Origin of the sequence: Mesorhizobium sp. M7A.T.Ca.US.000.02.2.1, from assembly GCF_003996995.1 — a bacterium.
GTDB lineage: Bacteria > Pseudomonadota > Alphaproteobacteria > Rhizobiales > Rhizobiaceae > Mesorhizobium.
Map to the genome: position 1 here is coordinate 1 of NZ_RZTT01000238.1, position 9,416 is coordinate 9,416.

The 9,416-nt window shown below is 61.7% G+C and carries 20 protein-coding genes and 1 pseudogene; all 21 read right to left on the bottom strand.

Annotated features, from left to right (window positions below; all coding sequences use genetic code 11):
• Positions 1-114: pseudogene (locus EOD15_RS21205) on the bottom strand (50S ribosomal protein L15); the annotation flags it as partial.
• Between the two features lie 22 nt (positions 115-136).
• Positions 137-334, bottom strand: coding sequence for a 50S ribosomal protein L30 (gene rpmD, locus EOD15_RS21210; RefSeq protein ID WP_006205449.1), 198 nt, complete (start codon positions 332-334; stop codon positions 137-139).
• Positions 335-358: 24 nt separating this feature from the next.
• Positions 359-922 carry a 30S ribosomal protein S5 gene (rpsE, locus tag EOD15_RS21215; RefSeq protein WP_006333394.1) on the bottom strand — a complete coding sequence of 188 codons (564 nt, stop codon included), beginning with the start codon at positions 920-922 and terminating at the stop codon, positions 359-361.
• Positions 923-1,070: 148 nt separating this feature from the next.
• The gene (gene rplR, locus EOD15_RS21220) at positions 1,071-1,430 is read right to left on the bottom strand and encodes a 50S ribosomal protein L18 (protein WP_027038735.1); all 360 of its coding nucleotides are present in this window, start codon (positions 1,428-1,430) and stop codon (positions 1,071-1,073) included.
• A 124-nt stretch (positions 1,431-1,554) separates the two neighbouring features.
• On the bottom strand, positions 1,555-2,088 hold the full coding sequence (gene rplF / locus EOD15_RS21225) for a 50S ribosomal protein L6 (protein ID WP_013895694.1): 534 nt from the start codon (positions 2,086-2,088) through the stop codon (positions 1,555-1,557).
• 89 nt (positions 2,089-2,177) lie between these two features.
• Positions 2,178-2,576 carry a 30S ribosomal protein S8 gene (gene rpsH / locus EOD15_RS21230; protein ID WP_013531431.1) on the bottom strand — a complete coding sequence of 133 codons (399 nt, stop codon included), beginning with the start codon at positions 2,574-2,576 and terminating at the stop codon, positions 2,178-2,180.
• A 12-nt stretch (positions 2,577-2,588) separates the two neighbouring features.
• Positions 2,589-2,894 carry a 30S ribosomal protein S14 gene (gene rpsN, locus EOD15_RS21235; RefSeq protein ID WP_013895695.1) on the bottom strand — a complete coding sequence of 102 codons (306 nt, stop codon included), beginning with the start codon at positions 2,892-2,894 and terminating at the stop codon, positions 2,589-2,591.
• 27 nt (positions 2,895-2,921) lie between these two features.
• A complete protein-coding gene (gene rplE / locus EOD15_RS21240; RefSeq protein ID WP_127270613.1) occupies positions 2,922-3,500 on the bottom strand; it encodes a 50S ribosomal protein L5 in 579 nt (192 codons plus the stop codon).
• On the bottom strand, positions 3,493-3,807 hold the full coding sequence (gene rplX / locus EOD15_RS21245) for a 50S ribosomal protein L24 (protein ID WP_013531428.1): 315 nt from the start codon (positions 3,805-3,807) through the stop codon (positions 3,493-3,495). The genes rplE and rplX overlap by 8 nt, the downstream gene beginning before the upstream one ends.
• A gap of 12 nt (positions 3,808-3,819) precedes the next feature.
• Positions 3,820-4,188 carry a 50S ribosomal protein L14 gene (gene rplN / locus EOD15_RS21250; protein WP_006205457.1) on the bottom strand — a complete coding sequence of 123 codons (369 nt, stop codon included), beginning with the start codon at positions 4,186-4,188 and terminating at the stop codon, positions 3,820-3,822.
• Positions 4,189-4,271: 83 nt separating this feature from the next.
• Positions 4,272-4,511 carry a 30S ribosomal protein S17 gene (rpsQ, locus tag EOD15_RS21255; protein WP_010909280.1) on the bottom strand — a complete coding sequence of 80 codons (240 nt, stop codon included), beginning with the start codon at positions 4,509-4,511 and terminating at the stop codon, positions 4,272-4,274.
• Positions 4,512-4,522: 11 nt separating this feature from the next.
• A complete protein-coding gene (gene rpmC / locus EOD15_RS21260; RefSeq protein WP_006205459.1) occupies positions 4,523-4,723 on the bottom strand; it encodes a 50S ribosomal protein L29 in 201 nt (66 codons plus the stop codon).
• 13 nt (positions 4,724-4,736) lie between these two features.
• Complete coding sequence (rplP, locus tag EOD15_RS21265) at positions 4,737-5,150, bottom strand: 50S ribosomal protein L16 (protein ID WP_013531427.1); 414 nt, start codon at positions 5,148-5,150, stop codon at positions 4,737-4,739.
• Between the two features lie 27 nt (positions 5,151-5,177).
• On the bottom strand, positions 5,178-5,903 hold the full coding sequence (gene rpsC / locus EOD15_RS21270; protein WP_013531426.1) for a 30S ribosomal protein S3: 726 nt from the start codon (positions 5,901-5,903) through the stop codon (positions 5,178-5,180).
• Entirely contained in the window at positions 5,903-6,292 is a 390-nt protein-coding gene (gene rplV / locus EOD15_RS21275; protein WP_006205462.1) for a 50S ribosomal protein L22, read from the bottom strand. Before rplV ends, rpsC begins: the two co-directional genes overlap by 1 nt.
• 2 nt (positions 6,293-6,294) lie before the next feature.
• Positions 6,295-6,573: a 30S ribosomal protein S19 gene (gene rpsS / locus EOD15_RS21280; RefSeq protein ID WP_006205463.1), complete on the bottom strand. Its 279-nt coding sequence runs from the start codon at positions 6,571-6,573 to the stop codon at positions 6,295-6,297.
• Positions 6,574-6,589: 16 nt separating this feature from the next.
• Positions 6,590-7,423 (bottom strand): 50S ribosomal protein L2, encoded by an 834-nt coding sequence (gene rplB, locus EOD15_RS21285; protein WP_024505067.1) that lies wholly within the window; start codon positions 7,421-7,423, stop codon positions 6,590-6,592.
• Between the two features lie 22 nt (positions 7,424-7,445).
• Positions 7,446-7,739 (bottom strand): 50S ribosomal protein L23, encoded by a 294-nt coding sequence (locus EOD15_RS21290; protein ID WP_013531424.1) that lies wholly within the window; start codon positions 7,737-7,739, stop codon positions 7,446-7,448.
• Complete coding sequence (gene rplD, locus EOD15_RS21295) at positions 7,736-8,356, bottom strand: 50S ribosomal protein L4 (protein ID WP_013531423.1); 621 nt, start codon at positions 8,354-8,356, stop codon at positions 7,736-7,738. Before rplD ends, EOD15_RS21290 begins: the two co-directional genes overlap by 4 nt.
• Positions 8,356-9,084, bottom strand: a complete 729-nt coding sequence (gene rplC / locus EOD15_RS21300) for a 50S ribosomal protein L3 (protein ID WP_013531422.1) — start codon at positions 9,082-9,084, stop codon at positions 8,356-8,358. The genes rplD and rplC overlap by 1 nt, the downstream gene beginning before the upstream one ends.
• A gap of 61 nt (positions 9,085-9,145) precedes the next feature.
• Positions 9,146-9,416 (bottom strand): 30S ribosomal protein S10 (gene rpsJ / locus EOD15_RS21305; protein ID WP_127408801.1); only part of this gene is annotated, 271 nt, incomplete at its 5' end.

Genomic DNA, 9,416 nt, shown 5'->3' on the forward strand with positions numbered 1-9,416 from the left:
CTGGCCCTTGCCGCCCCGCCCGCCGGTCTTGCCGGAGCCGGAGCCGATACCACGGCCGAGACGCTTCTTGGAGTGCGTCGCGCCGTCCTTGTCACGCAGATCGTTGAGTTTCATCTGAGTTCTCCTGCGCTCTGGCTCAGCCCTCGTCCACGACGCGGACGAGATGCTGGACGGCAGCGATCATGCCGCGCACGGAGGGCGTATCTTCCAGCGTGCGCTGCTTGTGCATCTTGTTGAGGCCGAGGCCGACCAGCGTCGCGCGCTGTTCCTTCGGACGGCGGATCGGCGAACCGATCTGCTCAACGGTGATGGTCTTGGTTGCTTTCTTGGCCATGGTCAAAATCCCTGGTCAGATCGACTATTCTTCAGCCGCAACGGCGGTGCCGCGGCGGGCCTGAAGGGTCGAATACTTGATGCCGCGAGCAGCAGCCACATCCTTGGGATGCATCTGGCTCTTCAGCGCGTCGAAGGTGGCGCGAACCATGTTGTAGGGGTTCGACGAACCCATCGACTTGGCGACCACGTCATGCATGCCGAGCGTCTCGAAGACAGCGCGCATCGGGCCACCGGCGATGATGCCGGTACCTTGCTTGGCGGCGCGCAGCAGCACGCGTCCAGCACCCCAGCGTCCTTCGACGTCGTGATGCAGCGTACGGCCCGAGCGCAGCGGCACGAAGATCATGTCGCGCTTGGCCGATTCAGTTGCCTTGCGGATGGCTTCCGGCACTTCGCGCGCCTTGCCGTGACCAAAGCCGACGCGGCCCTTCTGGTCGCCGACGACGACGAGTGCTGCAAAACCGAAGCGACGGCCGCCCTTGACGACCTTGGCGACGCGGTTGATGTGGACGAGCTTGTCCACCATGCCGTCATCGCGTTCTTCACGATCGCGGCCGCGGCCGCCATCCCTACGTTCCTGTGCCATATCCTGTTCCTTGTTTTTTTCCGGAAGCACGGTTGCTGATAAGATCCGGTGCCTCGCCCCGAATAAATCGGGAAACGGTCACCGGGGGCGAAATCAATTCCTTCGCATAATCCCTATCCGAAAAGTCTGCAACTTTTCGGGACTATGCTTAGAAGCTCAAGCCGCCTTCGCGGGCAGCCTCGGCGAGCGCCTTGACGCGGCCGTGATAGATGTAGGCACCGCGGTCGAAAACGACTTCCTTGACGCCGGCCTTGGTGGCCCGCTCGGCGATCAACTTGCCGATCGCGGCGGCGGCGGCGGTGTCGGCGCCGGTCTTGAGCGAACCCTTGAGGTCCTTCTCGAGCGTCGAAGCGGCAGCGATGGTGTGGCCCTTGGCGTCGTCGATGACCTGCACGTAGATGTTCTTCGACGTGCGGTGGACCGACAGACGCGGACGCTCGCCGGCGACCTTCTTGATCTGACGACGGACGCGCTGCGCGCGGCGCTGCGTGGATTCCTTGGTACCCATGATGGTCTTCCTTGCCTTCAAAAAACGGGGGCCGCCATATGCGGTAGGCGAAAGCGCCTCCCGCGACCGCTCCCCGCGGCGTTACACTTCTTGGCTTGGCCTCAACTTCTCGAGGCCAGGCCCGCTACTTCTTCTTGCCTTCCTTGCGGACGATCTTCTCGCCGGCATAGCGGACGCCCTTGCCCTTGTAGGGCTCGGGACCGCGATACTCGCGGATCTCGGCCGCAACCTGGCCGACTTGCTGCTTGTCGATGCCGGCCACGGTGATTTCGGTCGGCTTCGGCACGGTGATGGTGATGCCGGCCGGCGTCTCATAGACGACGTCATGGCTGAAGCCAAGCGCCAGCTGCAGGTTCTTGCCCTGAAGTGCCGCGCGATAGCCGACGCCGGTGATCTCGAGCTTCTTCTCGAAACCGTCCTTGACGCCCTGCAGGATGTTGACGATCTGCGTGCGCGACATGCCCCACTTGGAGCGGGCGGTCTTGGTCTGGTCGCGCGGCTGGACAGCGATCTCGCTGCCTTCCATCTTGACCAGCACTTCGTCGTTCACCACGAACTTCAGCTCACCCTTGGGGCCCTTCGCCGTCACGGTCTGGCCGTTGACGGTCGCGGTCACGCCCTGCGGCAGCGAAACGGGTTTCTTTCCAATACGAGACATTTTGTTGTCCTCGTCACTTCTCTTGTTTCAGGTCTCTGTCTTCGGGAACGATCCGAAGACCGGATTCCACTTTGCGGTCAACTGCCAGATCAGAAGATCTGGCAGAGGATCTCACCGCCGACGTTCTGTTCACGTGCTTCATGGTCGGCCATCACGCCCTTCGGTGTCGAAAGGATGGCGATGCCGAGGCCGTTGGCGACCTGCGGAATCGACTTGGCCGAAACATAGACGCGGCGGCCTGGCTTCGAAACGCGGGCGATTTCGCGCACGACCGGCGCGCCGTCGAAATACTTCAGCTCGATCTCGATTTCGGACTTGCCGTTGTCGAAGTCGGTCTGGCTGTAATCGCGGATATAGCCTTCAGCCTTCAGCACGTCGAGGACGCGGGTGCGCAGACGCGAAGCCGGCGTCGAAACGCTCGACTTCTTGCGGCCGTACGCGTTGCGGATGCGGGTCAGCATATCGCCGAGAGGATCGCTCAATGACATGTTATGTCCTCCTTACCAGCTCGACTTGACCAGGCCCGGGATCTGGCCGTTATTGCCGAGATCACGAAGCGCGATGCGCGATACTTTGAGCTTGCGATAGTAGGCGCGCGGACGGCCGGTGACTTCGCAGCGGTTGCGGATGCGGATCTTGGCCGAGTTGCGCGGCATGGCGGCAAGCTTGAGCTGAGCGCGGAAACGCTCTTCCATCGGCTTGGACTGATCCATGATGATCGCCTTCAGGGCAGCGCGCTTGGGACCGTACTGGTCGGCAAGCTTGCGGCGCCTGTTGTTCTTCTCGACTGAGCTGGTCTTTGCCATTTCAGATTTTTCCTTTTCTCGCTGCCGTTACTGGCGGAAGGGGAAGTTGAAAGCCTTGAGCAATGCCCTGGCTTCGTCATCCGTCTTCGCAGTCGTACAAACGATGACGTCCATGCCCCAGATCTGATCAACCTTGTCGTAGTTGATCTCCGGGAACACGATGTGTTCCTTGATGCCCATGGCGTAGTTGCCACGGCCATCGAAGCTCTTCGGATTGAGCCCGCGGAAGTCGCGGACGCGTGGCAGTGCGATGTTCACGAGACGGTCGAGGAACTCGTACATACGTTCCTTGCGCAGCGTGACCTTAGCGCCGATCGGCATCTTCTCGCGGACCTTGAAGCCGGCGATCGAGTTGCGGGCGCGGGTGACGACGGCCTTCTGGCCGGCGATCATCGCCAGGTCTTCGGCCGCGATCGAAGGCTTCTTCGAATCGGCGGTCGCTTCGCCAACGCCCATGTTCAGCACGATCTTGTCGATGCGCGGAACCTGCATCTCGTTGTCGTAGCCGAACTGTTCCTGCAACGCCTTGCGGATGGTCTCGTTGTAGACCTGCTTGAGGCGCGGCGTGTTGTTCGCGGTCGCCTGCTTGGATTGAGCCTTAGCCATTGATGACTTCTCCCGAGCGCTTGGCGACGCGCACCTTCTTGCCGTCCTTCTGGAAGATGAAACCGACGCGGGTCGGCTTGCCATCCTTGGGGTCGGCCAGCGCGATGTTCGACAGCTGGATCGGCGCTTCCTTGGTGATGATCCCGCCCTCTTGGGACTGGGACTGCTTCTGGTGACGACGGATCATGTTGACGCCGCGCACCAGCGCGGTGTCTTCCTTCGGCTGCACCGAGAGGACTTCGCCCGAACGGCCCTTGTCCTTGCCGGCCAGCACGACGACCTTGTCGCCTTTTCTAATCTTTTGCATTGGTCCGGCTCCTTACAGCACTTCAGGCGCGAGCGAGATGATCTTCATGTGGTTCTTGGCGCGGAGTTCGCGCGGAACCGGTCCGAAGATACGCGTGCCGATCGGCTCTTTCTTGTTGTCGACGAGAACGGCCGCGTTCTTGTCGAAACGGATCACGCTGCCGTCCGGGCGGCGGATGTCCTTGGCCGTGCGAACCACGACCGCCTTCATCACATCGCCCTTCTTTACGCGGCCGCGCGGAATGGCTTCCTTGATCGACACCACGATGATGTCGCCCACGGAAGCGTATTTCCGCTTCGAGCCGCCCAGCACCTTGATGCACATGACACGACGGGCGCCGGAATTATCCGCGACGTCGAGGTTTGTTTGCATCTGAATCATGACTGGCCGCCTTCTTCTCTTCTAACGGGATGGGCTCAAAGCCCCTCCCCGGTCTGTCCAAAATTCGTTGTTTACGCCCGAGGTCAGGCTTGGTCCGAAGACACGACGATCCAGCGCTTGTCCTTGGAAATCGGCTTCGATTCCTGGATGAACACCTGATCGCCAACCTTGTGGGCGTTGTTTTCGTCGTGCGCCTTGTACTTCTTGGTCATGCGCACGGTCTTCTTCATCACGGGATGCGTGAAGCGCCGTTCGACCTTGACGACAACCGTCTTCTCGTTCTTGTCGCTGACGACGGTGCCCTGCAGAATGCGCTTTGGCATGGTTTTCGTCCTTAAGCCTTCTTAGCCGCGGACTTTTCCGCAGCGATGGTCTTGATACGCGCAATATCCTTACGGACCTGTCTCACGCGCGCGGTCTTCTCAAGCTGGCCGGTGGCCTTCTGGAAGCGCAGGTTGAACTGCTCCTTCTTCAGGCTGGCCAGGTCGTCGGTCAGCTGGTCCTGGGTCTTGGTCCGGATGTCTTCGGCTTTCATGATCAGCCCGTCCTTATTCTGCGATGCGCTGCACGAAGCGCGTCTTGACCGAGAGCTTGGCCGCGCCGAGACGCAGTGCCTCACGGGCGGTTTCTTCATTGACGCCGTCGATCTCGAACATGATACGGCCCGGCTTGACGCGCGCCGCCCAGTAGTCGACCGCACCCTTGCCCTTACCCATGCGGACTTCGGTCGGCTTCGAAGTGACCGGCACGTCCGGGAAAATACGGATCCAGACGCGACCAGCGCGCTTCATTTCACGCGTGATCGCGCGGCGGGCCGCCTCGATCTCACGTGCGGTGACGCGGTTCGGCTCAAGCGCCTTCAGCCCGAAACCACCGAAATCCAGGTTGGTGCCGCCCTTTGCGGTACCATGGATACGGCCCTTGAACTGCTTGCGGAACTTTGTGCGCTTTGGCTGCAGCATCGTTCTAACTCCAAATTCCTAAATGTCTCAGGCGTTTTCGCGACGACGACCGCGTTCGCGATCACCACCACCGCCATGCGCTGCATCGCTTTCGCTGGCCCGACGCTCCGAAGCCATCGGGTCATGCTCAAGGATTTCGCCCTTGAACACCCAGACCTTGACGCCGCAGATGCCATAAGCCGTGTGCGCTTCGGCCGTACCGTAGTCGACGTCCGCACGCAGCGTATGCAGCGGCACGCGGCCTTCGCGATACCATTCCATGCGCGCGATCTCGGCGCCGCCGAGGCGGCCGGCGCAGTTGATGCGGATGCCTTCGGCCCCGAGGCGCATCGCCGACTGAACGGCACGCTTCATGGCGCGGCGGAACGCGATACGACGCTCGAGCTGCTGGGCGATCGACTGGGCGACCAGGGTCGCGTCGATTTCCGGCTTGCGCACTTCAACGATGTTGAGGTGCGTCTCGGACTTCGTCATCTCCATCAGCTTCTTGCGAAGCTTCTCGATGTCGGCGCCCTTCTTGCCGATGATCAGACCCGGGCGCGCGGCGTGGATGGTGACGCGGCACTTCTTGTGCGGACGCTCGATCACGACCTTCGAGATGGCAGCCTGCTTGAGCTCCTTCTCGAGATACTTGCGGATCTTGATGTCCTCATGCAGCAGCTTGCCGTACTCGCCGGTGTTCGCGAACCAGCGCGAATCCCAGGTGCGGTTGATGCCGAGGCGAAGGCCGATCGGATTGACTTTCTGGCCCATTATGCGGCCTCCCCTTTTTCTTCGACTTCACGAACGACGATCGTGAGGTGCGAGAACGGCTTCTCGATACGGCTGGCGCGACCGCGGCCACGGGCATGGAACCGCTTCATGACGATCGACTTGCCGACATAGGCTTCCGCCACGATCAGTGCATCGACATCCAGGTCGTGGTTGTTTTCCGCGTTGGCGATTGCCGATTCCAGCGTCTTCTTGACCGTGCCGGAAATCCGCTTGGCCGAGAATTCGAGATCGGAAAGCGCTGTCGCGACCTTCTTGCCGCGGATCAGCGCGGCAACGAGGTTCAGCTTCTGCGGGCTGATACGGATCGTGCGCAATACGGCGCGCGCTTCGTTATCAGCAAGCCTGCGCGGAGCTTTGGCCTTGCCCATGATTATTTCCTCTTCGCCTTCTTATCCGCGCCGTGACCGTAATAGGTCCGGGTCGGAGCGAATTCACCGAACTTGTGACCGACCATGTCCTCGTTCACCGAGACGGGAACATGCTTCTGGCCGTTGTAGACACCGAAGGTGAAGCCGACGAACTGCGGCAGGATGGTGGAGCGACGGCTCCACATCTTGATCACCTCATTGCGACCACCTTCACGAACCTTGTCCACCTTCTTGAGAAGGTAGCCGTCAATGAAGGGGCCTTTCCAAATCGAACGAGTCACTTGGCGTTACCTCTTCTTAGCTCTTGCGCTGATGGCGCGAGCGCAGGATGAACTTGTCGGTCGCCTTGTTGGACCGCGTCTTCTTGCCCTTGGTCGGCTTGCCCCAGGGCGAAACCGGATGGCGGCCACCCGATGTGCGGCCTTCGCCGCCGCCGTGCGGATGGTCGACCGGGTTCATGGTCACGCCGCGATTGTGCGGGCGCTTGCCACGCCAGACCGTGCGACCGGCCTTGCCGTCATTGATGTTGCCGTGGTCCGGATTGGACACGGCGCCGACAGTGGCCATGCAGGAGCCGTGAACGACACGCTGCTCGCCCGAATTGAGGCGCAGGATCGCCATGCCCTGGTCACGACCGACCAGCTGACCGTAACCACCTGCCGAACGGGCGACCTGAGCGCCCTTGCCCGGCTTCAGCTCGATGTTGTGGACGATGGTGCCGACCGGCATCGAAGCCAGCGGCATCGCATTGCCCGGCTTCACATCGACCGATTCACCGGAGACGATCTTGTCGCCGGGAGCCAGACGCTGCGGAGCGATGATGTAGGACAGCTCGCCATCGTCATACTTGATCAGCGCGATGAAGGCGGTGCGGTTCGGATCGTATTCAATGCGCTCGACCGTGCCGACGACGTCGAACTTGCGGCGCTTGAAGTCGATGATGCGGTACGAACGCTTGTGACCACCGCCGATGAAGCGGGCGGTGATGCGACCGTGATTGTTGCGGCCGCCCGACTTGGTCAGGCCTTCGGTCAGACCCTTGACGGGCTTGCCCTTGTAAAGACCCGAGCGGTCGACGATGACCAGCTGACGGGTGCTGGGCGTTACCGGGTTGAATTTTTTCAGTGCCATTGTTCTGTCCTCGCGGCCTTGCTCAGAGACCCGTCGCGACGTCGATCGACTGACCATCGGCCAGCGTCACAACCGCCTTCTTGACGTCGCTCTGGCGGCCAACCGTGCCACGGAAGCGCTTGATCTTGCCCTTGCGGACAAGCGTGTTCACGGCCATCACCTTGACGCCGAACAGCGCTTCGACGGCGGCCTTGATTTCCGGCTTCGACGCCTTCTTGGCGACGTTGAAGACGACCTTGTTCTGCTCGGAGGCCATGGTCGACTTTTCGGTGATCGCCGGCGAGACGATCACGTCGTAATGACGAAGGTCGGTCATTTAAAACGCTCCTCGAGAGCCTCGACGGCGGCCTTCGAAAGGACCAGCGTGCCGCGGCGCAGAATGTCGTAGACGTTGATGCCCTGGATGGGCAGCACGTCGATGTTGGGGATGTTCGTCGCCGCCAGCTTGAAGTTCTTGTCAAGCTCGGCGCCGCCGATCAGCAAAGCGTTGGTCAGGCCCAGCGTCGCGAAATTCGCGATCAGCGCCTTCGTCTTGGCCTCGGTCAGCTTCAGCTCGTCGATGATGATGATCGACGCGCTCTTGGCCTTGGCCGAGAGAGCATGCTTGAGGCCGAGAGCACGAACCTTCTTCGGCAGTTCGTGCTCGTGGCTGCGAACGACCGGGCCGTGGGCCTTGCCGCCGCCGCGGAACTGCGGAGCGCGTGCCGAATGGTGACGGGCGCGGCCCGTACCCTTCTGCTTGTACATCTTGGCGCCGGTGCGCGCGATCTCGGCGCGACCCTTGGTCTTGTGCGTGCCCTGCTGCTTCTTGGCAAGCTGCCAGCGCACGACGCGCTGCAGGATGTCTTCGCGCGGATCAAGGCCGAAAATCTCGTCGGAGAGTTCCACCTTGCCGGCGTCCTTGCCGCCCAGCGTTGTGATCTTGAGATCCATTATTCCGCTCCCTCTGTGGCCGGAGCCTCGTTCTTGGCGCCACTTTCGGCAGCAACGGCGCGGATCGCGGCAGGCTTCGGCGCATTGGCCGGCAGTGCCACCTTGGCCGCATCGCGGACCAGGATCCAGGCGCCCTTCGATCCGGGAACCGCACCGCGGATCAGGATCAGGCCGCGGTCGGCGTCGGTCGATACGATCTCGACATTCTGCGTGGTGACGCGGGTGTCGCCCATGTGGCCAGCCATATGCTTGCCCTTGAACACCTTGCCCGGGTCCTGACGCTGGCCGGTCGAACCGTGCGTACGGTGCGAAACCGAGTTACCGTGCGTTGCACGGCCACCGCCCATGTGGTGGCGCTTGATGACGCCCTGAAAGCCCTTGCCGATCGTCGTGCCCGTCACATCGACCTTCTGGCCGGCGACGAAGTGCTCGACAGTGATCTCGGCGCCGACATCGATCATGTTGTCGGCGGAGACGCGGAACTCGGCGACCTTCGCCTTCGGCTCGACGGAAGCGGTCGCGAAATGGCCGCGCATCGCCTTCGACGTGTTCTTCACCTTGGCAAGGCCAACGCCGAGCTGAACGGCGGTGTAGCCATTCTTCTCTTGCGTGCGCTGGGCCACGACCTGGCAGTTCTCCATCAGGAGAACGGTGACGGGAACATGTTCCCCGGCATCGTTGTAGATGCGGGTCATTCCCACCTTCTTTGCAATCACACCTGAACGCATCGGTTCAATTCCTTTAGAGTTCCGGGCCAGGGGCACCGCCCCTTACCGCGCTCTCATTCCCTTAGAGCTTGATCTCGACGTCGACGCCGGCGGCCAGATCGAGCTTCATCAAAGCATCGACCGTCTGCGGGGTCGGATCGACGATGTCGAGCAGACGCTTGTGCGTGCGCATCTCGAACTGCTCGCGGCTCTTCTTGTCGACGTGAGGCGACCGGTTGACCGTGAACTTTTCGATCCGCGTCGGCAGCGGAATGGGGCCGCGGACGTTTGCGCCGGTACGCTTGGCCGTCGACACGATTTCCTTCGTCGAGGCGTCGAGCACGCGGTGGTCA